This is a genomic window from Nocardioides sp. Iso805N, assembly GCF_000364605.1.
Taxonomy (GTDB): Bacteria; Actinomycetota; Actinomycetes; order Propionibacteriales; family Nocardioidaceae; genus Nocardioides.
Genome location: NZ_KB822577.1, coordinates 138,670 through 162,015, shown reverse-complemented (window position 1 = coordinate 162,015; position 23,346 = coordinate 138,670). Strand labels below are relative to the sequence as shown.

General features: G+C 69.8%; 22 protein-coding genes and 1 tRNA gene. 15 read left to right on the top strand and 8 right to left on the bottom strand.

Translation table 11 applies throughout. The features are described 5' to 3' along the window. Positions 1–17: 17 nt before the first annotated feature. Positions 18–1,052, bottom strand: a complete 1,035-nt coding sequence (locus H036_RS0108400) for an iron-siderophore ABC transporter substrate-binding protein (RefSeq protein WP_017934340.1) — start codon at positions 1,050–1,052, stop codon at positions 18–20. 113 nt (positions 1,053–1,165) lie between these two features. After that, on the bottom strand, positions 1,166–1,741 hold the full coding sequence (gene dcd, locus H036_RS0108395) for a dCTP deaminase (protein ID WP_017934339.1): 576 nt from the start codon (positions 1,739–1,741) through the stop codon (positions 1,166–1,168). A 54-nt stretch (positions 1,742–1,795) separates the two neighbouring features. On the opposite strand from dcd, the gene H036_RS0108390 reads away from it, so the two are divergent. The 4 genes from H036_RS0108390 to H036_RS24315 all read left to right on the top strand — a co-directional run bounded on the left by H036_RS0108390 (position 1,796) and on the right by H036_RS24315 (position 5,397). Next, entirely contained in the window at positions 1,796–2,584 is a 789-nt protein-coding gene (locus H036_RS0108390) for an SGNH/GDSL hydrolase family protein (protein WP_017934338.1), read from the top strand. Positions 2,585–2,617: 33 nt separating this feature from the next. Beyond that, a tRNA-Gly gene (locus H036_RS0108385) sits at positions 2,618–2,693 on the top strand. A gap of 212 nt (positions 2,694–2,905) precedes the next feature. Continuing rightward, the gene (locus H036_RS24320) at positions 2,906–4,240 is read left to right on the top strand and encodes a C39 family peptidase (RefSeq protein WP_051068639.1); all 1,335 of its coding nucleotides are present in this window, start codon (positions 2,906–2,908) and stop codon (positions 4,238–4,240) included. Then, a complete protein-coding gene (locus tag H036_RS24315; protein WP_017934337.1) occupies positions 4,240–5,397 on the top strand; it encodes a hypothetical protein in 1,158 nt (385 codons plus the stop codon). The genes H036_RS24320 and H036_RS24315 overlap by 1 nt, the downstream gene beginning before the upstream one ends. Here the strand turns inward: H036_RS24315 and H036_RS22225 are convergent. Further along, complete coding sequence (locus H036_RS22225; RefSeq protein WP_017934336.1) at positions 5,378–5,788, bottom strand: hypothetical protein; 411 nt, start codon at positions 5,786–5,788, stop codon at positions 5,378–5,380. The two genes, H036_RS24315 and H036_RS22225, sit on opposite strands and share 20 nt — an antisense overlap. Before the next feature lie 58 nt (positions 5,789–5,846). Next, the gene (locus tag H036_RS0108365; protein ID WP_036487808.1) at positions 5,847–6,527 is read right to left on the bottom strand and encodes a hypothetical protein; all 681 of its coding nucleotides are present in this window, start codon (positions 6,525–6,527) and stop codon (positions 5,847–5,849) included. 118 nt (positions 6,528–6,645) lie between these two features. On the opposite strand from H036_RS0108365, the gene H036_RS0108360 reads away from it, so the two are divergent. The 5 genes from H036_RS0108360 (at position 6,646) to H036_RS0108340 (ending at position 12,463) form a co-directional block, all read left to right on the top strand. After that, the gene (locus H036_RS0108360) at positions 6,646–7,278 is read left to right on the top strand and encodes a DUF2461 domain-containing protein (RefSeq protein WP_017934334.1); all 633 of its coding nucleotides are present in this window, start codon (positions 6,646–6,648) and stop codon (positions 7,276–7,278) included. A 105-nt stretch (positions 7,279–7,383) separates the two neighbouring features. After that, the gene (locus tag H036_RS0108355) at positions 7,384–9,258 is read left to right on the top strand and encodes an acyl-CoA dehydrogenase (protein ID WP_017934333.1); all 1,875 of its coding nucleotides are present in this window, start codon (positions 7,384–7,386) and stop codon (positions 9,256–9,258) included. 206 nt (positions 9,259–9,464) lie between these two features. Further along, positions 9,465–10,802 carry a family 43 glycosylhydrolase gene (locus tag H036_RS0108350; protein WP_017934332.1) on the top strand — a complete coding sequence of 446 codons (1,338 nt, stop codon included), beginning with the start codon at positions 9,465–9,467 and terminating at the stop codon, positions 10,800–10,802. A 46-nt stretch (positions 10,803–10,848) separates the two neighbouring features. Beyond that, positions 10,849–11,451 carry a LysE/ArgO family amino acid transporter gene (locus H036_RS0108345; RefSeq protein WP_017934331.1) on the top strand — a complete coding sequence of 201 codons (603 nt, stop codon included), beginning with the start codon at positions 10,849–10,851 and terminating at the stop codon, positions 11,449–11,451. Positions 11,452–11,539: 88 nt separating this feature from the next. Then, positions 11,540–12,463 carry an oxidoreductase gene (locus H036_RS0108340; protein WP_017934330.1) on the top strand — a complete coding sequence of 308 codons (924 nt, stop codon included), beginning with the start codon at positions 11,540–11,542 and terminating at the stop codon, positions 12,461–12,463. Between the two features lie 174 nt (positions 12,464–12,637). On the opposite strand, the gene H036_RS0108335 is transcribed toward H036_RS0108340, so the two are convergent. Beyond that, the gene (locus H036_RS0108335; protein ID WP_017934329.1) at positions 12,638–13,432 is read right to left on the bottom strand and encodes a crotonase/enoyl-CoA hydratase family protein; all 795 of its coding nucleotides are present in this window, start codon (positions 13,430–13,432) and stop codon (positions 12,638–12,640) included. A gap of 59 nt (positions 13,433–13,491) precedes the next feature. Between H036_RS0108335 and pgm the strand changes: the two genes are divergently transcribed. From pgm to H036_RS0108315, 4 genes are all read left to right on the top strand, one after another. Next, positions 13,492–15,147, top strand: coding sequence for a phosphoglucomutase (alpha-D-glucose-1,6-bisphosphate-dependent) (pgm, locus tag H036_RS0108330; RefSeq protein WP_017934328.1), 1,656 nt, complete (start codon positions 13,492–13,494; stop codon positions 15,145–15,147). Positions 15,148–15,302: 155 nt separating this feature from the next. Further along, positions 15,303–16,712, top strand: coding sequence for an MFS transporter (locus H036_RS22220; RefSeq protein WP_017934327.1), 1,410 nt, complete (start codon positions 15,303–15,305; stop codon positions 16,710–16,712). Then, positions 16,702–17,436: a helix-turn-helix domain-containing protein gene (locus H036_RS0108320; RefSeq protein ID WP_017934326.1), complete on the top strand. Its 735-nt coding sequence runs from the start codon at positions 16,702–16,704 to the stop codon at positions 17,434–17,436. The genes H036_RS22220 and H036_RS0108320 overlap by 11 nt, the downstream gene beginning before the upstream one ends. A 23-nt stretch (positions 17,437–17,459) precedes the next feature. Further along, positions 17,460–18,149 (top strand): peptidase E, encoded by a 690-nt coding sequence (locus tag H036_RS0108315; protein WP_017934325.1) that lies wholly within the window; start codon positions 17,460–17,462, stop codon positions 18,147–18,149. Positions 18,150–18,265: 116 nt separating this feature from the next. On the opposite strand, the gene H036_RS0108310 is transcribed toward H036_RS0108315, so the two are convergent. The 3 genes from H036_RS0108310 to H036_RS0108300 are packed head-to-tail and all read right to left on the bottom strand — an operon-like array spanning position 18,266 to position 21,096. Then, the gene (locus H036_RS0108310; RefSeq protein ID WP_017934324.1) at positions 18,266–18,661 is read right to left on the bottom strand and encodes a hypothetical protein; all 396 of its coding nucleotides are present in this window, start codon (positions 18,659–18,661) and stop codon (positions 18,266–18,268) included. 24 nt (positions 18,662–18,685) lie between these two features. Continuing rightward, entirely contained in the window at positions 18,686–19,906 is a 1,221-nt protein-coding gene (locus H036_RS0108305; protein WP_017934323.1) for a fatty acid desaturase family protein, read from the bottom strand. Continuing rightward, positions 19,903–21,096, bottom strand: coding sequence for a ferredoxin reductase (locus H036_RS0108300; protein WP_017934322.1), 1,194 nt, complete (start codon positions 21,094–21,096; stop codon positions 19,903–19,905). Before H036_RS0108300 ends, H036_RS0108305 begins: the two co-directional genes overlap by 4 nt. Before the next feature lie 86 nt (positions 21,097–21,182). On the opposite strand from H036_RS0108300, the gene H036_RS0108295 reads away from it, so the two are divergent. Both H036_RS0108295 and H036_RS22215 read left to right on the top strand, forming a co-directional pair. Continuing rightward, positions 21,183–22,331, top strand: coding sequence for a helix-turn-helix domain-containing protein (locus tag H036_RS0108295; RefSeq protein WP_017934321.1), 1,149 nt, complete (start codon positions 21,183–21,185; stop codon positions 22,329–22,331). 96 nt (positions 22,332–22,427) lie between these two features. Continuing rightward, positions 22,428–23,333, top strand: coding sequence for an SGNH/GDSL hydrolase family protein (locus H036_RS22215; protein ID WP_017934320.1), 906 nt, complete (start codon positions 22,428–22,430; stop codon positions 23,331–23,333). The last annotated feature ends 13 nt before the right edge of the window (positions 23,334–23,346 follow it).

Genomic DNA, 23,346 nt, shown 5'->3' with positions numbered 1-23,346 from the left:
CCAGGCAAGCTTGGAGGTCACTTGAGCGCGGCCGCGATCTTCGGGATGAAGTGATCGATCGCGTAGGGGATGGCGAGTACGTCGGGCGAGCTGCCGGCCAACGCGGTCGGGTCGGCCAGGAAGGTCGCCAGGTGACCGGCCTTGATCGCCGGGATCTGCCCGATGAGCTTGTCGTTGGTGTAGGTCTGCGCGTCGGAGGCCTTCTCGCCGTAGGTGAGGAAGACGTCGGACTTGAGGTCGGCGTAGCGCTCCGCCGAGACGGTGCCGTAGAACTGGCCCTTCTTGGAGAGCTTCTCGATGATCGGCGCGTTGACCATGCCCAGCGAGGCCAGGAAGGACGGACGGCCGTCCTCCGGGGTGTAGTACGAGACGCTGGAGAGATCGGTGGTCTCCAGCGCGCCCCAGATGAAGGTCTTCCCGGCCAGGTCGGGGTTGGTCGTCTTGGCGGCGGCCACGGCCGCGTCGGTCTGGTCGAGGACCTGCTGGCCCTTGGACTCCAGGCCGAGTGCCTTCGCGTCAAGGGTGAGGCTGTCCTGCCAGCTGGTCGTCCAGGCGGCGCCCGGGTAGGCGACGACCGGGGCGATCTTGGAGAGCTGGCGGTACTGCTGCTTGGTGAGGCTGTAGTTGGTCGCCAGGATCAGGTCGGGGGCGACCTTGGCGATCTCGTCGATCGGCACGCTGTCGCTGTCGTCGTACTGGGCGGGCATGGTGCCGCCGAGCTTGGCCAGCTGGTCCTCGAACCACGGCGTCGAGCCCTTGCTGTCACCGCCCCAGGTGATCTTGGTGACGCCGACCGGGACCACGCCGAGCGCGAGCAGGTTGTCGCCGTCCTGGGTGCCGAGCGCGGCGACGCGGGTCGGCTGCTTGTCGATGGTGACCGAGCCGAAGTTGGCGTTGTCGATCGTGACCGGGAACGCGCTGGTGTCGGCAGCGGTGCTCGCCGAGCCGCCCGCGCCGGCGTCGTCGGAGCTCGTTGAGCCGGTCGAGCAGGCGGTGAGGGCGGCAGCGGTCAGCGCAGTGGCGGCGACGATGCCGCAGGTACGACGGAGCACAGGAGAGCCCTATCTAGTTAGGTGAGCCTTAGTGAGGCCAGCCTAACCCAACTTAGGTCGCCCTAAGCAAGCACTTCGATGAAGTTGTTTCGATGGCAGCGCGCGGGAAGCGCTCAGATCGCGGTGCGGTGGAAGTTCTGGAAGCTGCGCGACGCTGTCGGCCCACGCTGGCCCTGATAGCGGCTGCCGTACTTTTCCGAGCCGTAGGGGTGCTCGCTCGGCGAGGTGAGCCGGAAGAAGCAGAACTGGCCGATCTTCATCCCCGGGTAGAGCTTGATCGGCAGCGTGGCGACATTGGCCAGCTCCAGCGTCACGTGCCCGGAGAAGCCGGGGTCGACGAAACCTGCGGTGGCGTGGGTGAGCAGCCCGAGCCGGCCCAGCGAGGACTTGCCCTCGACGCGAGCGGCGATGTCGTCGGGCAGCGTGACCGTCTCGTACGTCGAGCCGAGCACGAACTCACCCGGGTGCAGGATGAACGGGTCCTCGCCCTCGGTCTCGACCTGACGGGTGAGATCGGATTGGTCCGCGGCCGGGTCGATGGTGGCGTACTTGTGGTTGTCGAAGACGCGGAAGAACCGGTCGAGGCGGACGTCGATGCTCGAGGGCTGGAGCATCGCCGGCTCCCAGGGAGCCAGCACGATCCGCCCGTTGTCCAGCTCGGTCTTGATATCCCGGTCACTCAGCAGCACGGGGTCAACCTACCCAATGCGCGCTCCGGTGCCGGGCCGTCGCACAATGCGGTCATGCCGTTCACCTCCTACGTCGCCCTCGGCGACTCCTTCACCGAAGGCGTCGGCGACCCGGACCCCGCGCGCCCCAACGGCGTGCGCGGCTGGGCCGACCGTGTCGCCGAAGTGCTGGCCTCGCAGTCACCGGACTTCCGCTACGCGAACCTCGCCATCCGGGGCCGGCTCTATCGCAACATCTTGGAGGAGCAGGTCCCCCGGGCGCTCGACCTGGAGCCGGACCTGGTCTCCCTCAGCGCCGGCGGCAACGACCTGATCCGGCCGAAGGTCGACATCGACCTGATGGTCGAGGAGATCGGCCGAGCGGTCAACGCCTTCCGCGCGATCGGCGCCAGCGTCGCACTCTTCACCCACGGGGACGGCGGCAAGTCGGGCGTCTTCGGCGCCATCCGCGGCCGCGTCGCCATCTACAACGAGCTGCTCCGCGACTTCATCGCCGCCGACCCCGAGGGGATCGTGCTGGTCGACAACTGGCGCCTCAAGGACGGCCACGATCTCCGCGTCTGGGACGCGGACCGCCTCCACCTCAACCCGATCGGGCACCAGGGCATCGCGATCAACATGCTCGACGCCCTGGGCGTCGACCACGACCTCCAGCCGATCCCGATCCCCGAGGGACCGGTCAAGACCAAGCAGCAGCAGCGCGCCGAGGATCTCGCCTGGGCCCGGACCCACCTCGCCCCGTGGGTCAAGCGCCGCCTGACCGGCCGGTCCTCGGGCGACGACATCAGCCCGAAGTACCCCACCCTGACGCCGCTGCACCACCCCGCCGGGGACGTGGGGTAGCATCCTCACCGCGATCCTCACCGAGGGTCGCATGCGGATGTAGCTCAGTTGGTAGAGCGCGACCTTCCCAAGGTCGATGTCGCGAGTTCGAGTCTCGTCATCCGCTCCATATCACCCGATGGCCGCGCCGACAGGCGCGGCCATCGCGCATCTCATCCCCTTCTCTTCGGCCACGGCGCGCCGTTGCTGAGCCTTCGCTAGCGCTTACCTGTGTGACAGATGTGGCAGTTGCGACATTTGTGAATTCGGCCGATAGTGGAGCGTCGAGATCCTCCGCTCTCGATCGACCAGGCACCTTCCCCCAGCCTCTCGGAGTACGCCATGCATCGCCCCCGTCCCCGCACCATCGCCGTCGGCGCCCTCGTGCTCCTCCTCGCCGCCGCGCCGTTCATCCCGCGCGGCAACGACGACAACGGCGCGATCAGCCCCTCGGGCGATCGGCCGACGTTCGCACCGCGCGAAGCCACCGCCGTCGGGTACGGCGCGGTCACGCCCGCGATGCGCCAGCAGATCGACCGCGTGGTGGCCACCACCGCGTCCCTGCCGCAGCAGCACGGCCGGCTCTCCCCCCACGCGGCGACCACGCTGACCCAGTGCGCCGACCTCGACGGTCAGACCTACTGCCTCGGCGAGGGCTGGACCGACGAGACGCAGGCGAGCGTGCAGGCGCGGGTCGCGACCGAGGTCGCCCCGCCGGCTGGGCGACGTACGACCCACAAGAAGCTGCGACAGACCGGGGACCTGTCCGCGAAGAACGCGCTCAAGCGGCTCGCGAAGATGAGCCCGAAGAAGCGCGCCAAGGCGGAGCGCAGGGAGCTCACGCAGGCCGCCCGCTCGGTCGCCAAGGTGTGGATGATCCGCAACGAGATCCAGGGCGTCCCGCTCCCGGCCGGCTTCCTGGCGGCGCACCCCGAGGCGCGTGTCACGGTGGGCGCCGGTCGCGTCGCCGCCGCGGTCGCCACCCCCGTCGCCACCCCGGCGCCGTCCAAGACGCCGACGGTGCGGCCCACCACCGGCACCGTCGCGACCGTGGCGAGCAGCAAGGCCCCGATCCCGAGTGCCAGCGCGTCGATCGCCGCTTCGGTGCCGGCGAAGTACCCGGTCAAGGCCAAGGTCCTGAAGAACAAGCAGACCGCCGAGCAGATCCGCACCTACTGGTGCGGTCCGACCTCGATGCAGATGATCGCCTGGGGCTGGAAGCAGAAGGACAAGGGCGCCGCGCACTGGGCCGCCAAGCTCGGCACCACCTCCGCCGGCACGGCGATCTCGGACATGGTCCGGGTCACGAACAACAACACCGGCTGGGACAAGCTCGCGGGCCCCTACGTCACCCTCGATGTCAGGAGCTTCACCACCGCACAGTTCTGGGCGCTGCTGCAGAAGCACATCGCGCAGTACAAGGCGCCGATCATCCTTCACCCGCAGCTGCTCACCCGTTACTTCCCCTACCTGGACCACAGCGGCAGCGGCCACTTCCAGGTCGGCCGCGGCTACAAGACCACAACCACCCACGTCCAGGAGATCGGCTACTACGAGCCGTGGAACCAGCAGCGGTTCCACCCCTCGGAGCCCTACATCTCCCGGGTGCAGTGGCTGCCGGTCGACCGCGAGCTGGGCGCGATCAAGGCGAACGCGTTCCACAACATCGGCGTCTGATGCGACGGATCCGACGTACCGGCCCCGCCGCGCTCGCCGCGCTCGCGCTGCTCCTCGCCGTCGCCGGCTGCACGAACGCCGACGACCAGCCCGACAACGCAGCCTCGCCGGGCGAGCAGCCTTCGCTCGCGTCCGACAGCCCCTCGAGTACGCCGACAGCCGCCGTCTCGCCGACCGGCCCGGCCACCCCGACGGCCGCAGGGACGGCGAAGGCCACCGCGGCCTCGGCACCGCTGACCTGGACCGCGCTGCCGGGCGACGCCTCCGACACCGTCTCCACCAACGGCACCTGGACGCTGCGGACCGGCCAGGATGGCGGCTGGTGGTCGCTGGGCCGCAGGTCTGGCGGATCCGAGTCGGTGAAGCGGACCAAGGCGCCCGCCGGCTTCCAGGTCGCCGACGCCCAGCTCTCCGACGACGTCGCCGTGGTGGTCTACGGCGACCCCGACGGCAAGAAGCAGCAGCGCGCCGTGGTCACCACCCTCTCCTCGGGCAAGGTGCGGACGCTGGACAGGACAAGCGACCTGCCGCCCTCGACCGACGGCTCGTGGTCGCTGGACGGGACCACGCTGTGGTACGCCACCGACCACGCCGGCTCCTACTGCCTGGCCAGCACCGACCTCGGCACGATGACCTCGAAGCTCAGCTGGTGCGCCCCGGCGCTGCACGGCTTCACCAACGTCCTCGCCGCCGGCGGCCGGACCTCGATGATGACCTTCGACAACCAGCAGCCGTCGTGTCGCACCGTGGTGACGGTCAGCGGTACCCAGACCTCGCCGTACCCCGACGTGCCGAAGTGCAAGGGCGCCGAGGGTGCCGCGCTCGGAAGCGGGTCGACGGCGTCGCGGATCTGGTCGATGGTCCCGAAGGAGAACCGGTACCAGCAGGTCCATGTCTACGCCTCCACCGCCACGGGGGTCGTCGACCTCGGGCTCGGGGTGAACAGCACCCTGACCGTGTGCGGCTCGGCGGCCTACTGGGCACGCGACAAGACCGGCTCCGCTCCCGCCGCGCTGATGCGGTGGGACGGCTCCAGGCTGACGGTCGCCTACGAGTCCAAGGGCTTCCTCGGCCAGCCGCTGTGTGCGGGCCGTGTGCTGAGCATCCTGGACTCCTCCGACAGCGGCGACCGGCAGCTCAGCGCGACCGTGTCGTAACGCTCGTGCGTTCGCGCGCCGACCTGACGAGCGTCACGACGGCAGCAACGGTGACGATCACCTCGGCGGTCAGCGCCGGGTAGCCGAGCGGCTCGGACCAGTTCCCGATGTCGTCGTGGATCTGGGGCAGTCCGACGGTCCGCGAGAGCAGGAACGCCAGCACCGAGGCGGCGCCCACGACTCCCGTCGCGGCCCAGACCATCGGTGGGTCGGCGACCAGCAGCACGACGGCGAGCAGCACCGCCACCACCGAGAGCGCGACGAAGAGCCACCCGACGTACGGCGCCTCCTCGAGGTGCATGCGGATCAGCGGCACGTGTGTGGCCGAGGTGACCAGAAGGGCCAGGACCGCGGCAGCGCGATCCGGACTGCGCAGTGCGTGACGAACCATGACGACGCTCACTTCCTTACCGGGGCGGGCGCGCCGCCACGCGCCCACCCCGGAGGTCTCACTTCACCGAGAAGAACAGGAACAGGTTGGTCGGGATCGCCGCAGTGGTCTTGCCGGCCTTGATCTCCTTCTTCAAGAAGGCGGCCGAGCGGTGAGCGGTGATCTTGTTGTACTCAGACTTCTTGGTGACGCCGACGACCTTCACGTCCCACCAGATCCGCTTGCCCTTGGCGCGGGTGGTGATGAAGTGCTGGTGGCCGGGGGTGGCGGCGTTCTGCAGGGCCGTCGTCAGCTGCGCGTCGGTCAGCTTCGGGTAGAGCGGCTTGAGGGTCGGCTCGAGCCGGCTCAGGTCGATCGTGCCGGGGTGGTCGACGCAGACGAGCCCGTCGGGGCAGTCCATTTTCGACTTCTTCACCGTGAAACCGAGCGGCACGGTGATGAAGAGGGGCTCGATGCGCCCGGCCGGTGCCTTGTTCGCCTTGGCGCCGACCTCACAGCCCGAGGTGGCCGCCGAGGCCACCGAGGTGTCGCAGAAGAAACCCTTGCTGTAGGTGAAGCTCAGGGCCTTGCCGTCGTAGAAGGCCTTGGTCATGCCGTACTCGTTGACGCCATGGCCCATGTTCATCGCGTTGCTCGGTGGATCTGCCGAGGCAGAGACCACGGCTCCCACGCCGCCTGCGACGGCCAGCGCCGTCGCCGCCGCCACAAGCCGTAGGTTGGTGCGTCCTAGCTTCTTCATCGTCTTCTCCTTGCCTAGACGGATGTGATGCACATCTCGAAGGGTTCGGAGCGACGGGGCTGATCGGATTGGTCCGCTCGGCTGCGGCGCCGCGTCTCGCCTTTGAGACGATGGCGCCATGACGTTCGAAGGCTTCCCGGTCGCGGCACTCGACTTCTACGACGACCTCGAGGTGGACAACACCAAGTCGTTCTGGGAGGCGCACAAGCACGTCTACGCGGAGTCCGTGCTCGCACCCATGAAGACCCTGACCGCCGCCCTGGAGCCCGAGTTCGGCAAGGCGAAAGTGTTCCGGCCCTATCGCGACGTGCGATTCGCGAAGGACAAGACGCCGTACAAGACCCACCAGGGCGCCTTCGTCGCGGTCGCTCCCGAGACCGGGTTCTACGTCGAGGTCTCGCCGCGCGGCGTGCGCACCGGCGGCGGGTGCTACTGGTTCAACCCCGGCAGGATGGCCGCCTTCCGAGCGGCCATCGTCCACGATCAGTACGGCGCCGAGCTCGAGCGGCTGATCGCCGAGGTCACCGGCTCCGGCTACGAGGTCAGCGGCGAGCGCCTCAAGACGACTCCGCGCGGCTTCGACAAGGAGCATCCCCGCATCGAGCTCCTGCGGCACAAGTCCCTCACCGTCGGTCGGATGCTCGGCTTCGAGCCAGTCATCCACACGGGCGAGCTGCTGGACCTGGTGCGGGAGGACTGGCAGGCGATCCGGCCGGTGGTGGACTGGATCCAGCGCAACGCCAACGCCTGAGGTCGGAGCGCACCGGCACCCCGGTGTTGCCTCCAGCAAGCACCCTTCCTATCATGGATGTTACCGGCCAGTAGCCGATTGACCCCCGAGACAGAAGGTGGAGCAGTGAGCCACTACAAGAGCAACCTGCGCGATGTGGAGTTCAACCTCTTCGAGGTGTTCGGTCGCGACAAGGTCTACGGCTCCGGCCCGTTCGCCGAGATCGACGCAGACACCGCCAAGGAGCTCCTCGGCGAGATCGAGCGGATCTCCCGCGAGGACCTCGCCGCGTCCTACGAGGACAGCGACCGCAACCCGCCGGTCTTCGACCCGAAGACCAACGCCGCCCCGGTCCCGGCCAGCTTCAAGAAGTCCTACGACGCCTGGATGGAGTCGGGCATGTGGGCCGTGCAGACCCCGGCCGCGATCGGCGGCCAGGACGCACCCCCGAGCCTGATCTGGTCCTCCGCCGAGTTCATCCTGGGCGCCAACGCCCCCATCTGGATGTATGCCGCCGGCCCCTTCTTCGCCTCGGTCGTGCACAAGAACGCCAACGGCGTCGAGCGGGACCTGAAGATCGCCAAGCACATGGTCGAGCGACTGTGGGGCGCGACCATGGTGCTGACCGAGCCGGATGCCGGCTCGGACGTCGGCGCCGGCAAGACCTTCGCCACCGACAACGGTGACGGCACCTGGAACATCACGGGCGTGAAGCGCTTCATCACCAGCGCCGAGTCGGACCTCCAGGAGAACATCATGCACCTGGTCCTCGCGCGCCCCCGTGGCGTCGAGGGCGTCGGTGGTCCGGGCACCAAGGGCCTGAGCCTCTTCCTGGTGCCGAAGCTCCACTTCGACGTCGAGACCGGTGAGCCGACCGGCGAGCGCAACGGTGCCTACGTGACCAACGTCGAGCACAAGATGGGCATCAAGGTCTCCAACACCTGCGAGGTCACCTTCGGCGACCCGCAGGTCGGCGGTGGCGAGCCGGCTCGCGGCTGGCTGCTCGGCGAGGTGCACGACGGCATCCGGCAGATGTTCGACGTGATCGAGAACGCCCGCATGATGGTCGGCACGAAGGCGATCGCCACCCTGTCCACCGGCTACCTCAACGCGCTCGAGTACGCCAAGAGCCGCGTCCAGGGTGCCGATCTGACCAACTCGGCCAAGGACGCGCCGCGCGTCACCATCACCCACCACCCCGACGTACGCCGCTCGCTGCTCGTGCAGAAGTCGTTCGCCGAGGCCATGCGTGCCCTGGTGGTCTACACCGCGACCTGGCAGGACGACATCCAGATCGCCCGCGCGACCGGCGAGGCCGCCGGCTCCGAGAAGCTGGTGCTCGCCGAGGCCGTCAACGACCTGCTTCTCCCGATCGTCAAGGGCTACGGCTCGGAGCGCTCGTGGGTGCTGCTCGGCACGGAGGGTCTCCAGACCTTCGGCGGCTCGGGCTTCCTCCAGGACTATCCGCTGGAGCAGTACGTCCGCGACGCGAAGATCGACTCGATCTACGAGGGCACCACGGCCATCCAGGGCCAGGACTTCTTCTTCCGCAAGATCGTGAAGAACCAGGGCCAGGCACTGGGCTACATCGCGGGTGAGATCAAGTCGTTCCTCGAGGCCGAGGGCAACGCCGAGCTCAAGGAGAGCCGCGCGCTGCTCGCCACCGCGCTCGAGGACGTCAACGCGATCGCCGGCCACATGTTCAACGACCTGATGTCCTCGCAGGAGGAGATCACGAACATCTACAAGGTCGCCCAGAACACCAGCCGCCTGCTGATGTCCGTCGGCGACGTCGTCTGCGGCTGGCTGCTGCTGCGCCAGGCAGAGGTCGCGCTGGCCAAGCTCGCCGGCGACCCCGGCAAGGACAAGGACTTCTACACCGGCAAGGTGGCGGCGGCGAAGTTCTTCGCCTCCTACAACCTGCCGAAGCTGTCCGCGGAGCGCGCGATCGCCGAGGCGGTCGACAACTCGATCATGGAGCTCGACGAGAGCGCCTTCTGATCCGGCGCAGCCGGTAACACGTACGCCGAGCCGCCAACGCGTACGCCGAGCCTGTCGAGGTGCCGCCTCGACAGGCTCGGTGTACGTCGGCGCACGCATCGCCCCTCCGGCCCCAACACTCACATGCGATTCACAGCGCGTATGACCGTGCCGGTGACCGACCGCCGCTAGCCTCAAGACTCCTCAGCCGTCTCGGAGTCAGGTTCATGCAGCTCGTTCCCTCCCGCCCGCGCCACGGGCAGCTTGCGCGACGGGTCCTCGTCGCAGTCGCGGTCCTGCTCACCTGCGCCGTACCTGCCGCCGTCGCGATGCGCCCGCTCCCGCTGGACTGGAAGCACACCGTCGGCGACCCGAGCGTGGTCAAGACGACGAAGAACTACGTCGTGATCGCGACCGGCGCGAAGGTCAACCGGGCACTGTCGAAGAACGGCAAGGTGTGGAAGTGGAAGTCCTCCGCGCTGCCCCACCTGCCGAGCTGGGCCAAGCCGAACGGCGGTGATATCTGGGCCGCCGACATGGAGAAGGTCGGCTCCAGGTACGTCCTCTACTTCGCCGCGCCGGTGAAGGGCAAGACCGTCAGCAGCAGGTGCATCGGCGTGGCCACCTCGAGCAGCGCCAAGGGCACCTTCGTGCCGGTCGGTACGGCGCCGCTGGTGTGCCCGAGCACGTTCAAGAGCGTCCCGACGGCCGGCGACCGGGTCATCGACCAGTCGGCGCTGGACAGCTACACCAGCGCTTCCGCCGCGGCCAAGAAGGCGCTGGCCGACTGCCAGGCATCCCTGTCCGCCAGCCCGACGGCCTCGGCCACGCCGACGAGCTCCACCACGCCGACGGTCACCGCGAGCGCGACGAACAGCACCAGTCCCGCCACGAGCGGTGCCCCCACCACCAGCGCGCCGGCCAGCCCGAGCCGGAGCCCCACCGTCGGACCGACCTGCAAGCCCACCAAGGTTCCCCCGCCCAACACGCCGTCCACCGTGATCGGCGCGATCGATCCGTCGTTCTTCCTCGACACCAACGGCACGCCGTACCTGCTCTACAAGACCGACGGCCGGCCGTCCTCGATCCGGATCCTCAAGCTGAGCGCCGACGGGCTGCACGCGGCGCCGGGCGCCTACAGCGAGGAGCTGGTGAACAACGCCGGAGTGCTGGAGAACCCGGTGATGGTCAACCACGGCGGGATCTACTACCTGTTCAACTCCTACGGGGACTACGCCCGCTGCAGCTACTCGACCGTGTGGCGCGCATCGACGTCGCTGCACAGCTGGACCGCCTCGCCGGCCCACAGCCTGCTGACGCGCAAGAACACCCACAAGCTCTGCGGACCCGGCGGCGCGGACGTGCTGGTCCAGCCGGGCAAGACAACGATGTACTTCGAGGCCTGGACCTGCAACCGCACCTACAAGCCGTGCGGCGCGAAGTTCTGGGCCTACAGCGCGAAGTTCGAGCGCAAGCACCCCGTCCGCGCGCTGTACGCCGTCAAGCTCGGCTTCGCCAACCGTGCGCCGTACGTGAAGAAGTTCGTGAAGGGCTCCAAACACTGATCGGACCGGACGCGGTCGGACGGACGCGGGCCGGTAGCCTCCCCGGGTGTTCCAAGCATCCCTGGGCGGTCTGGTCGCCGGGCTCACGCTCATCGTCGCGATCGGCGCGCAGAACGCCTACGTCCTGCGCCAGGGCCTGCTGCGCTCGCACATCGGCCCGGTGGTGGCGGTCTGCGCCCTCTCCGACCTGGTCCTGATCGCCGCCGGCGTCAGCGGGATCGGTGCCATCGTCGAGCACGCCGACTGGGTGCTGACGGTGGTGCGGTGGTTCGGGGTCGCCTTCCTGGTCTGGTACGCCGTCGGCTCGCTGCGGCGCGCCCGGCATGCCGAGTCCCTCGCCGCCGCGGCGGAGGCCCGCCAGGACAGCCGTCGACGGGTGCTTGCCCGGGTGGTCGCGCTGACCTGGCTGAACCCGCACGTCTACCTGGACACGGTGCTGCTGCTCGGCTCGATCGCGCAGGGGTACGACGATGATCGCTGGTGGTTCGCACTCGGCGCCGGGCTGGCGAGCATCCTGTGGTTCTCCGCGCTCGGCTTCGGTGCACGGCTCGCAGCCCCTGTGCTGGCGCTGCCGCGCGCCTGGCAGGTGCTCGAGGTGCTGATCGGCATCACGATGCTGGTGATCGCGGTCAGGCTCGCCCTGGCCTGAGCTCGCTGGCCTGAGGGTCGCCGGCTCGACTGCGGTTGTCGGCGCGTAGCAGGCGTGAGCCCGACGGGCTCTGGCATAGGTTGACCGCATGACCTGGACGACGTCCGACATGGGGGACCTGGGCGGGATGACGGCTGTCGTCACGGGCCCTTCGCGTGGTGGGATCGGTTACGACACCGCCCTCGAGCTAGCCAGGCACGGCGCCCGGGTGGTGCTGGCGGGTCGTTCGCAGGGCAAGCTCGACGAGGCCGCCGCGGGGATCAGGGGCGAGGTGCCCGATGCGTCGCTCGAGCAGGTCATCCTCGACCTGAGCGACCTGTCCTCGGTGCGCGCCGCAGCTACCGCGATCGCGGAGCTCGGCCCGGTCGATCGGCTGGTCAACAACGCCGGGGTGATGGCCACGCCGTACCGGCGGACCTCGGACGGGCTGGAGCAGCAGCTCGCCACCAACCACTTCGGACCGTTCCTGCTGACCGGGCTGCTGCTGCCCTCGCTGGTCGCCTCCGGCTCGGCGTTCGGCGGTGCGCGGGTGGTGACGGTGTCCAGCGTGGGACATCGGATGGCCACCAGCGCGCCGGTCGGTGATCCGCTGACGCAGGGTCGCTACCACCGCTGGCCGACGTACTTCCGGACCAAGCTGGCCAACCTGCTCTTCACCTACGAGCTCGACAGCCGGCTGCGCGCCGCCGGGCTCGCAGTGAGCGCGCTCGCGGCCCACCCGGGCCTGGTCAGCAGCCACCTGATCAGCAACGGCGGCTCGTTCGGACCGCTGTCACGGATCGCTGACGTGGCCTACCCGGTCATCTCGCAGAAGCCGGCACAGGGCGCATGGCCCTCGCTGATGGCGGCCACCGCCGACCTGCCCGGCGGCACGTACGTCGGCCCGTCCGGTCCGGCCGAGTCGCGGGGCGCCCCCGAGGTGGTCGGCTCGAACAGGCGCTCGCACGACGCTGACGCCCAACGACGCCTCTGGGAGGTCTCGGAGCGCATCACCGGCATCACCTACCCCTGACGTCGAGTCGTGGGTTTCGCAGGCCCGAGTCGTGGGTTTCGCAGGCCCGAGTCGTGGGTTTCGCAGGCCCGAGTCGCGGGTTTCGCAGGCCCGAGTCGTGGGCTTCGCAGGCCCGATTCCCGACTCGACCCACCAAAATCTACGAATCAACGCTGCGAAACCCCCTACTCGAGGTCAGCGGGCGCGGGGCCGATAGACCGGCTGCTCCTTCTTGAACGCCGCCTTCTGCGCGATCTTGGTGTTGGCGCCCAGCAGCAGCCGGAGTTGCTCGATCCGCTCCCGGGAGAAGGTACGCCGCGGCGATGCGTTCCAGGTGTCGTTGAACAGCCGCTTGGCCGCAGCCAGCGCGTCCGGCGAGCGCTCGGAGAGCTGTCGCGCGAAGGCGGTAGCGGCCTCGACCGGGTCGGCGGCGACCTCGGTGGCCAGCCCCAGTCGGTGCGCCTCGGTGCCGTCGAACATCGCGGCGGTCATGGTGAGCCGCTTGGCGACGTCGATGCCGACGACCTGCGCCAGCGACCGGATGCCGCTCATGTCCGGGATGATCCCCCACTTGCCCTCGAGCACCGACCAGGTCGAGTCGGGGGCGGCGAAGCGGAAGTCGGCGCCCAGCGCGATCTGCACGCCGCCGCCGAGGCAGTGGCCCTCGACCGCCGCGATCACCGGCACCGGCACCCGACGCCACGCCCAGGCGGCCTCCTGGAACGTGTTCGTGCCGCGCCAGGGCCGCGGGGTGAAGCTCGTCCACATCTTCCGCTGCTCCTTGAGCACGGAGGCGAAGTCCAGGCCCGCGCAGAAGGAGGCGCCCTCGCCGGCGAGCACGACGGCGCGCAGGTCGCGGTCCTTGCCGAGCCCGTGTGCGGTCGAGACCAGCTCGGCGAGCAGGTCGAGGGTGAGCGCGTTGAGCTTGTCAGGGCGGTTGAGCCGCACCTGTGCGATGCCGTCGGTGACGGTGGCGGTGACCAGGGACATGTACTGAAGAGTAACCAAGGCCCTGCGTGAGCCGCGCCGGTCTCGGGCACCATGGACCCATGGCTGATCCTCGCGCCGGCACTCCTGCCACCCTGGCCGACCTGGTCGACGTCCCCCAGCTGGTCACGGCGTACTTCGCCCGCACCCCCGATCCCGACGACCCCGCCCAGCAGGTCGTCTTCGGTACGTCGGGCCACCGCGGCTCCTCGCTGAAGACGTCGTTCAACGAGCAGCACATCGTGGCCACCACCCAGGCGATCTGCGAGTACCGCAGGCAGCAGGGTTACGACGGCCCGCTGTTCCTCGGCCGCGACACGCACGCGCTCTCCGAGCCGGCGTACGTCTCGGCGATCGAGGTGCTGATCGGCAACGAGGTCACCGTGCTGGTCCAGGGCGGCTACCAACCGACGCCGGCGGTGTCGCTGGCCATCATCACCGCCAACCGCGGGAAGGTCTCGACGGGCTCGACCGCCGAGAGGTCGTCCGGGCTGGCCGACGGCATCGTGGTGACGCCGTCGCACAACCCGCCGACCGACGGCGGCTTCAAGTACAACCCACCGCACGGCGGTCCGGCCGACACCGATGCCACCGGCTGGATCGCGAAGCGCGCCAACGAGATCATCCGCGACGGCCTGCGGGACGTGCGCCGCACGTCCTACGAGTCGGCGATCCGGGCCACCTCCTCCTACGACTTCCTGGGCCAGTACGTCGCCGCGCTCCCCAGCGTGCTCGACCTCGACGCGATCCGCGCCGCGGGCGTCCGGATCGGCGCTGACCCGCTCGGCGGCGCGTCGGTCGAGTACTGGGCCCGGATCGCCGAGGAGCACCGGCTGGACCTGACCGTGGTCAACCCCGTCGTAGATCCCACCTGGCGCTTCATGACCCTCGACTGGGACGCGAAGATCCGGATGGACTGCTCCTCGCCGTACTCGATGGCCTCGCTGGTCGCGCGCCGCGCCGACTTCGACATCAGCACCGGCAACGACGCCGACTCCGACCGGCACGGCATCGTCACCCCCGACGCCGGCCTGATGAACCCCAACCACTTCCTGGCCGTCGCGATCGACCATCTCTTCGGCGGAGCGCGCCCCGGCTGGCCGGACAGTGCCCGGATCGGCAAGACGCTGGTCTCCTCCTCGATGATCGACCGGGTGGCCGCCTCGCTGAGCAAGCCTCTGGTGGAGGTGCCGGTCGGGTTCAAGTGGTTCGTCGACGGCCTCCAGGACGGCTCGTTCGGCTTCGGCGGCGAGGAGTCGGCCGGGGCGTCGTTCCTGCGCAAGGACGGCTCGGCCTGGACCACCGACAAGGACGGCATCATCTTGGCGCTGCTCGCCTCGGAGATCCTGGCGACCAGCGGCAAGACGCCCTCGCAGCGGTACGCCGAGCTGGTCGCCGAGCACGGCGAGCCGGCCTATCAGCGCATCGACGCGCCGGCCACGCCCGAGGAGAAGGCGGCACTGGGACGGCTCTCGCCGGATGCGGTGACAGCCACCGAGCTGGCCGGCGAGGCGATCACCGCCAAGCTGACCCGCGCGCCCGGCAACGACGCCCCGATCGGCGGCCTCAAGGTGACGACCGAGTCGGCCTGGTTCGCGGCCCGGCCGTCCGGTACCGAGGACGTGTACAAGATCTACGCCGAGTCCTTCCGCGGTCCCGAGCACCTCGCTCAGGTGCAGGAGGAGGCGAAGTCGGTGGTGGCTGCGGCGCTGGGCTGAGGCTTCGGTCGCGCGGTTTTGACCCCCGGGGGTCAAAACCGCAGGTTGTTGGGCAAAGCATTGCCCGTCAACGTTTGGTTTTGACCCCCGGGGGTCAAAACCAAACGGCCCTCGTTTCGTCCGGCGACGAACCATCCCGCCGTCACGATGGAGATATGAGCTCGAGCCTGACCGAACACACCAAGGACCACGCGGGCACCGCGCGATGGCGCAGGACTGTCCTGCTCGTGGCCCTGTCGCTGACCTTCGGGGTGGTCCAGCTCGACGCCACCATCGTCAACGTCGCTCTGCAGACGCTGCGCACCGACCTCGGCGGCGGTGTCGGGGCCGCGCAATGGGCGGTCGACGGGTACGCCGTCCCGTTCGCCGCGTGCATGCTCACAGCGGGCGCCCTCGGTGATCGCTACGGGCACCGGCGCGCGTGCGTGGCCGGCTTCGCTCTCTTCGGACTGGCGTCGGCGGGGGCCGCGATGTCCGCCTCGCTGACGACACTCATCGGCGCCCGCGTCGTACAGGGTGTCGGCGCCGCGTTGATGCTGCCGGCGTCGCTCGCGATGATCACCGCGCTCTACCCCGAGCCGCGCGAACGCTCCCGCGCGCTCGGCATCTGGGGTGGCATCGCGACGCTCGGGTTCGCTGCTGGTCCCCTGCTCGGCGGCATCCTCATCACCACGTCCGGCTGGCCGGCGATCTTCTGGATCAACCTCCCCATCGCCGCTCTGGTCGGCGGCACCATCGCCCTGCTCGGGCCGCGCGACATGCCGCGGGCACGCCCGATCCGCCCGCTCGGCACCGCGCTCGGCGTGATCGCGCTGGCGGCTCTGACGGCCGGCATCATCGAGGCCGGCGAGCGGCGCTTCCTGATCGCGGCGGTGCTGGTGTGTGGCGGCCTCGCCGCCGGCTGGGGGTTCGCCGGTCACGAGCGCCGCAGCGCGGATCCGCTGGTCCCGGGCCAGCTGTTGCGCGCTCCGGCGTACCGATGGGGCCTGGGGACGGGCTTCGTCTTCAACTTCGCCATGTACGGCGTCCTGTTGTGCGTCTCGCTGCTGCTGCAGAACAGCTATGGCTACTCCGCGCTCGCCGGTGGGCTGGCCGCCCTGCCCATGGCGATCGTGGTCAGCGTCGGTGCGACCTGCAGCGGCTTCCTGGCGGCCGCGATCGGTCCGCGACGACCGATGGTCACCGGGTTCGCCTGCTCGGCGGCGAGCCTGGGGGTGATGCTAGCCGGCGGCCTGAGCAGCTCCCCGGTCATGATCGTGATCGGGCTGGCCGGCCTCGGCCTGTGCTCCCTGGCGATGCCCGCGATGACCGCGGTGACGCTCGGCGCGGCCAGCGCCGAGCATGCCGGCCTCGCCAGCGGCTCACTCAACACCGCCCGGCAGATCGGCGGCGCCGTCGGGGTGGCCCTGCTGGGCGCGGCGCTCAACGCCGGCGGGGCGCACGGCGGGTTCGCGACGGCTGTCGCTCTCGGTGTGGTGGCCTGCCTCGCCGGGATCGGCACCAGCGTGGCGGCGACCGGCGGCACAGGGCACCGCTTCAGCGAGGAGTCGCCTCATGGCCGGTGACGCCGACATCGCCCGCGTGGCCGACCTGATGGCCGACCGCGCCCGCAGTCGGATCCTGCTCGCCCTGGTAGGAGGTCGCGAGCTCTCGGCGAGCCTGCTGGCCGAGGAGGCGGGCGTGAGCCGGTCGACGGCCAGTGCCCATCTCAAGCGGCTGACCGAGGGCGGCCTGATCGACGTACGTGCCGACGGGAAGCGGCGCCACTACCGCCTGTCCGGACCACAGGTCGCCGACGTCCTCGAGCGCCTGATCGCATTGGCGCCGCCCGAGCCGATCGCGTCGCTGCGGGAGAGCACCCGCGCCGCACAGCTGCGGCGTGCCAGGACCTGCTATGACCACCTCGCCGGGCGGCTCGGCGTCGCGCTGATGCAGCGGATGCTCGACCGCGGGTTCATCGTCGGCGGTGATGGCACCTTCGATGCCGGCCGACCGGGGCAGGACGCTCCCGCGTCGTTCGGGCAGGACGCCGAGTACGAGCTGACCAGCGACGGCCGCGGCTTCTTGGACGCCCTGGGCGTGCGGCTCGCCGGCGGCCGTCGGCCGCTGGTGCGCTACTGCGTCGACTGGACCGAGACCCGGCACCACCTCGCCGGGCAGGTCGGGCGCGGGCTGCGCGACAGGTTCGTGGAGGCGGGCTGGGTCGAGTCGGGCGGCACCCACCGTGCGCTGCGGATCACCACGACGGGAGCCGAGGCGCTGCAGCGGGAGTTCGGCATCCCCACCTAGCCGGGCCCGATACGGTGAGGCTCGTGCAGGGGACGATCGTGACGCTGGGCGGTGGCGGCTTCTCGATGGCCGAGGACGGTGCGAGTGCGCTCGACGACCTCCTGCTCGGCCTGACCGGGAAGCGGCGACCGCGGGTCTGCTTCGTCGGCACCGCCAGCGGCGACTCGTCGGCCTATCGCGAGCGCTTCCTCGACGCTTTCCGCAGCCGTGCCGAGGCGAGCGCGCTGGTGCTGTTCGGCCAGGCGACCCACGACTACACGCCGCCCGAGACGCTGCTGGAGCAGGACCTCGTCTACGTCGGCGGCGGGTCGACAGCGAACCTGCTCGCGCTGTGGCGGCTGCACGGCGTGCCGGCGCTGCTGGAGAGGGCCGCCGCGAGCGGGACGATCCTGGCCGGCATCAGCGCGGGCATGAACTGCTGGTACGAAGCATCCTCGACCGACTCCTTCGGCCCGCTCGCCCCGTTACGGGACGGCTTGGGCTGGCTGCCGGGCAGCGCCTGCCCGCACTACTTAGGTGAGGAGGGTCGCGCCGAGCGGTTCCGCGGCTGGATCGCGGAGGGCACCCTCCCACCCGGGTACGGCGCCGACGACGGCGTCGCCCTGGTGTGGCGCGACGGCGTACTGGCTGACGTGGTCAGCGAGCGCGCCGACGGGCAGGCGTTCGCCGTCACGGCTGAGGATGAGACGCCGCTGGACGTGCGTGTGCTGTGAGCGGGGGCCGGCGGTTTTGACCCCTAGGGGTCAAAACCGCAGGCTGTCGGGCAAAGCTTTGCCCAACAAGGTTCGGTTCTGACCCCCAGGGGTCAAAACCGACGCGACCGCCACCGTCACAGGTGATCAGGGACGATCAGCGCGTCGGGGTCCTGTCGTACCGGCAGGCTGGCCAGCGCCCGCTTGACCAGGGACACCCGCGTGAGGAGCAGCGCCTTGCGGCGGAGCCGGCCTTCGTCGCCGAGCCGTTCCTCGACCGCCGCGGTGATCTGCGCGTCGCTGTACGTGGGCCGCTCGCCGGCCGGGACCTCCACGTCCGGCAGCCCGATGAGCACCGGCAGGATCTGGTCGCCGAGGCCGTCGAGCACGAGGAACCGCTGGTAGCGGCTGACCGACTCCCACAACTCGTCCTCGGTCCGCCGCCCCTTGCGAACGGCCCTGTCCCGCGCGGCCAGGACGCTCTTGGCCACACCCGTCATGGCGAGCGTGAGCTCCTGCTCGGTGAATCTCATCTCTCGTCGTGCGACCGGCCCGGATCAGGCGAGGTACGCCGCCTCCAGGTCGAGCTGCTGCTGCAGTCGACGGCGCTCGGCGCGCGAGCCGCGCGTCATCTTCCACAGCACCTTGAGCTGCGAGGGGAGGTTGCTCGGCTTGGTGGTGGCCAGCCAGTTGTTCGGCAGTGAGAGCCGGACGACCTTGTGCCAGGCGGAGTAGACCTGGGCCGGCATCGAGGCGGAGTGATAGCGCAGACCGTACTTCTCGAAGAGCGCCTCCACCTTCGGCGCAACCTCGGCGTACCGGTTCGAGGGCAGGTCAGGCCAGAGGTGGTGCTCGATCTGGTGCGACAGGTTGCCGCTCATGATGTGCATGGCCTTGGAGCCGGAGATGTTGGCCGAGCCGAGCATCTGGCGCAGGTACCACTCGCCACGGGTCTCGTTGGGGTCGATCGAGGCCTTCTCGTAGGTCTCGACACCCTCGGGGAAGTGACCGCACATGATGACGCTGTGCGACCAGACGTTGCGCACGACGTTGGCGGTCAGGTTCGCCGCGACCGTGCTCAGGAACGACGGGCCCGAGAGCAGCGGGTGCACGACGTAGTCCTTGAGCGCCTGCTTGCGGACCTTCTTCAGCGTCTTGGAGACGTTCTCGGCGAACTCGGCCGGACGCTTCTCCTTCGGCAGCCGCAGGTTGCGGCCGAGCTCGAGGTCGTAGGCGGCGATGCCGTACTCGAAGACGAGCATGTTCACGAAGTTGAACAGCGGCTGGAGCAGGCTGGAGGGCATCCAGCGCTGGTCCTCGTCCACGCGCATGATGCCGTAGCCGAGGTCGTTGTCCTTGCCGATGATGTTCGTGTAGGTGTGGTGCAGCTCGTTGTGGCTGTGCTTCCAGCCTTCGGCGGTCGAAGCGCTGTCCCACTCCCACACCGTCGAGTGGATCTTCGGGTCGCGCATCCAGTCCCACTGGCCGTGCAGGATGTTGTGGCCGATCTCCATGTTGTCCAGGATCTTGGCGACCGAGAGCCCGGCCGTGCCGACGACCCAGGCCGGCGGGAACATCGAGGCCAGCAGCACAGCGCGCGAGCCGAGCTCGAGGTAGCGCTGGGTCTTGATGACGCGGCGGATGTAGCGCGCGTCGGACTCGCCGCGGGAGTCGATCACCGACTGCCGGATGGCATCGAGCTCGCGCCCGAGCTCCTCGATGTCCTCGGGCGTCAGATGGGCGATCGCGCTGTCAGGCTTCTTGGTGATGACGGTCATCGGACTCGCTCCTTGTGCTCGATCGTGCACGCGCCGGCGGCGGCGCTGATACAGGTCTGGACGGGGAGGCCGGCAACCGGCGTCTCCCCCGGTACGGCGACGGTCACGTCGCCGGTGCGCAGGTCGCGCACCGCACCCTCCCTGAGCGGGAGGATGCAGCCCATGCAGATGCCCATCCGGCACCCGCTGGGCATCAGGACGCCGGCTTCCTCGGCGGCATCCAGGATCGTGGTCGCCCCGTCGAGCTCGAGGGTCTGCCCGGCGATGGAGAGGGTGCCGCCCTCGCCGGCCTCCACGGCACCGACGCGGAACTGCTCGGTGTACAGCTCCAGCCCGCGCTCGGCGTGGTGTGCCTCGAGGGCGTCCAGTAGTCCGTGCGGACCGCAGGCGTAGGTGGTGCGCTCGGCCAGGTCCGGGACGAGCTCGGCGAGGGTGGCGACGTCGAAGACGCCGTGGACGTCGTCGTACCGCGGGATCACGGTGACCGCGCCGGAGTCGTGCAGCTCGGTCAGGTTGCGTCGGAAGATCGTCTGCGGCTCGCTGGGTGCCAGATGCACGACGACGATGTCGAGGCCCCTCGACAGGCTCGGGGACCGCTGGTCGAGCTTGTCGAGGCCGAGGACGCCGGAGTCGGTGACCGGGAAGAGGTTGCGCAGCATGCCGATCACCGGCGTGATGCCGGAGCCGGCGGTGACGAAGAGCAGCTTGTGGTGGGTGTGGTCGAGCACGAACTCACCGGCCGCCTGCTCCAGGTGGACGAGCGTGCCGGGCTTGGCCTGGTGCACCAGGAACTGGCTGACCACACCGCCCGGGACGGCCTTGACCGTGATCGAGATGTGCCGGTCGGGACGCGGGCCGTGGGTCAGCGAGTAGGCGCGCCACTGCCGGCGCCCGTCGACGTCGATGCCGATCCGGATGTACTGGCCCGGGATGTGACCGGCCCAGTCCTTGCCCGGCTTGAGCTCGATCGTGGCGGCGTCGTCGGTCTCTGCGTGGACCGCGACGATCCGCGCGCGCAGCTCGGCGCCGCGACGCAGCGGGTTGAAGAGGTCGAGTACGTCGGAGGGCTCCAGCGGAGTCACCGCCGCGGAGGCGACCTTGTGCAGCCGCTCCCCGAGCGAGCGCCGCAGACCGCCTGCGCGCGGGGTAGTGGTGCGCTGGGTCGTCGAGCGAAGGGCTGCACTGCTCATAACATCAAGGTTGCTACGCATTGGGCGTAAACTCCTGTGTTACGCACGTGAATGTGCGCGCCACAATTGTTCGCTGGAGACAAAGAATGACCAAGATCGAGCCGATTCTCCTTCTCCCGCCCGACATCGTCGACCGGCTCCGCGAGATCCTCCCGCGGGTTGGTGAGGACGTCGTGGCGGCGGTGATCAAGGAGGTCCCGCCCTACCAGGGTGCCTGGTCGGACCAGATGAGCCTGACGATCCAGACGGCTGTCAAGGTCGCCCTGGGTGGCTTCCTCTCGGTCGCCTCGGGCGAGATGGCCGACGCCGGTCAGGCCACGCCACCGGCTGTGCAGGGTGCCTACGAGCTGGGCCGCGGCGAGGCTCGCAGCGGGCGGACCACCGAGGCGCTGCTGGCGGCGTACCGGATCGGGGCGCGGGTGGCGTGGCGTGAGCTGTCCAAGTGCGCGGTCGAGGCGGGCCTCCCGGCGGAGTCGCTGGTGGAGCTGGCGGCGCTGGTCTTCGCGTGGATCGACGAGGTCTCCGACGCCTCCGTCGCCGGGCATGCCGACGAGCTCGCCACCGCGGGCCGGGTGCGCCAGCAGCTGCTCTCCCGGCTGGGACGGATGCTGCTGCGCGGCGACGCCCCCGACGCCCTGGACGCAGCCGCCGAGCGGGCGAGCTGGATCAAGCCGAGCACCCTGACGGCCGCACTCGTGCCGGCCGCGCAGGTCGGCCCGGTGCTGGCGATGGTCTCCCAGGCCACCTTGGTGATCAACGACGTCACCGACCTCGAGGACGTCACCCTGCTGCTGGTTCCCGACGTGCACGACCGCGGCCGCGGCGCCCTGTTGCGCGTGCTCGAGGGCCGCGGCGCGGTCTGCGGTCCGGCCAAGCCGTGGCGCGAGGCGCGGGTGTCGGTCGAACGAGCCCTGCGTGCACGGACCGCCGACCTGGGCCCCGACACCGACCAGACCCTCGTGCCGCTGGTGCTCGACGCCGATCCGGACGCCCGCGCCGACCTGCGCGCGGCCGTGCTCAAGCCGATGGCGCAGCTGCGTCCCAGCACGGCCGAGAAGCTCACTGAGACGCTGCGATCCTGGTTGCTGCACCAGGGCCGGCGCGAGGAGGTCGCCGCGGAGCTGTTCGTGCATCCGCAGACGGTGCGATACAGGGTCAGCCAGCTGCGCGAGGTGTACGGCGACAAGCTCGAGGACCCGACCTGGCTGTTGGCGCTGACCGTGGCGCTGGGGTAGTCCGGGGCGCAAATCAGGGGTTACTGGCGGGTAAGGCTGGTCTGCGCCCCGGACTACCCCAACAAGCGCCCTGGCCCCGCCGCCTACGGTGTGAGCATGCGTCGCACGCCCGCCCTCGTCGTACTGGCTGCCGGGGCCGCCCTCGTGCTGGCCGGCTGCGGCGACTCGGCGCCGGACCAGGACGCGAAGGCGCCGGCGCCCTCCGGAGCGTCCGCGCCCTCCACGCCCTCCACGTCCGCCACGGCGTCCGGGCAGGAGATGTCTGGCGCCTATGCGGCACTGGGCGACTCCTACTCGGCAGCGCCCGGCGTGCCGACGATCGACTTCGCGGCCGGCTGCGTGCGCTCGACCACCAACTATCCCCACCTGATCGCCGCAGCCGTGCCGGGGCTGACGCTGAGCGATGTGACCTGCTCGGGCGCTACCACCGACTCGCTGTCCGGATCACAGCACACCGCCGCGGCACTCGATCTGCACGTGCCGCCGCAGCTGGATGCAGTGAGCGCCGCGACCCGCTACGTCACCGTCGGCATCGGCGGCAACGACGTCGGACTGTTCAACGGACTGGTCACCTGCATGACCAACGGCGGCTGCAAGGCGACGTACGGCGCGGACGCCGACTCGGCGATCGAGACCATCGGCAAGGACGTCACCGGGGCGCTGGAGGCGGTGCGTGCCAAGGCACCCCAGGCGAGGGTCGTGCTGGTGGGCTACCCGCAGCTGATCCCCGCCTCGGGGAGCTGTGCCGCACTACCGCTCGACGAGACGGACAGGGCCTTCCTGCACCAGGTCTTCATCGACATCTCGCAGCGGATGGCGCTGGCCGCGTCACAGGCCGGCGCACGCTTCGTCGACGTCCTGGACGCGAGCCAGGGCCACGACATCTGCTCCTCCGAGCCGTGGATCAACGGGCCGCAGACCAACGGGGAGGCGTTCGCCTTCCATCCCTACGAGGCCGAGCAGCGGGCCGTCGCCGCGATGGTGATCAAGGCATTCTCCTGAGGCGCGCGCGTCG

Excerpts from the sequence above, each read along its gene's own strand:
- H036_RS22220 (WP_017934327.1), top strand. The coding sequence starts at position 15,303 with ATGAGCTCGAGCCTGACCGAACACACCAAGGACCACGCGGGCACCGCG.
- H036_RS0108320 (WP_017934326.1), top strand. The coding sequence starts at position 16,702 with ATGGCCGGTGACGCCGACATCGCCCGCGTGGCCGACCTGATGGCCGAC.
- H036_RS0108365 (WP_036487808.1), bottom strand. The coding sequence starts at position 6,527 with ATGAAGAAGCTAGGACGCACCAACCTACGGCTTGTGGCGGCGGCGACG.
- pgm (WP_017934328.1), top strand. The coding sequence starts at position 13,492 with ATGGCTGATCCTCGCGCCGGCACTCCTGCCACCCTGGCCGACCTGGTC.
- H036_RS0108350 (WP_017934332.1), top strand. The coding sequence starts at position 9,465 with ATGCAGCTCGTTCCCTCCCGCCCGCGCCACGGGCAGCTTGCGCGACGG.
- H036_RS0108340 (WP_017934330.1), top strand. The coding sequence starts at position 11,540 with ATGACCTGGACGACGTCCGACATGGGGGACCTGGGCGGGATGACGGCT.
- H036_RS0108335 (WP_017934329.1), bottom strand. The coding sequence starts at position 13,432 with ATGTCCCTGGTCACCGCCACCGTCACCGACGGCATCGCACAGGTGCGG.
- H036_RS0108390 (WP_017934338.1), top strand. The coding sequence starts at position 1,796 with ATGCCGTTCACCTCCTACGTCGCCCTCGGCGACTCCTTCACCGAAGGC.
- H036_RS0108310 (WP_017934324.1), bottom strand. The coding sequence starts at position 18,661 with ATGAGATTCACCGAGCAGGAGCTCACGCTCGCCATGACGGGTGTGGCC.
- H036_RS0108305 (WP_017934323.1), bottom strand. The coding sequence starts at position 19,906 with ATGACCGTCATCACCAAGAAGCCTGACAGCGCGATCGCCCATCTGACG.
- H036_RS22215 (WP_017934320.1), top strand. The coding sequence starts at position 22,428 with ATGCGTCGCACGCCCGCCCTCGTCGTACTGGCTGCCGGGGCCGCCCTC.
- H036_RS0108295 (WP_017934321.1), top strand. The coding sequence starts at position 21,183 with ATGACCAAGATCGAGCCGATTCTCCTTCTCCCGCCCGACATCGTCGAC.
- H036_RS24320 (WP_051068639.1), top strand. The coding sequence starts at position 2,906 with ATGCATCGCCCCCGTCCCCGCACCATCGCCGTCGGCGCCCTCGTGCTC.
- H036_RS22225 (WP_017934336.1), bottom strand. The coding sequence starts at position 5,788 with ATGGTTCGTCACGCACTGCGCAGTCCGGATCGCGCTGCCGCGGTCCTG.
- H036_RS0108300 (WP_017934322.1), bottom strand. The coding sequence starts at position 21,096 with ATGAGCAGTGCAGCCCTTCGCTCGACGACCCAGCGCACCACTACCCCG.
- H036_RS24315 (WP_017934337.1), top strand. The coding sequence starts at position 4,240 with ATGCGACGGATCCGACGTACCGGCCCCGCCGCGCTCGCCGCGCTCGCG.
- H036_RS0108360 (WP_017934334.1), top strand. The coding sequence starts at position 6,646 with ATGACGTTCGAAGGCTTCCCGGTCGCGGCACTCGACTTCTACGACGAC.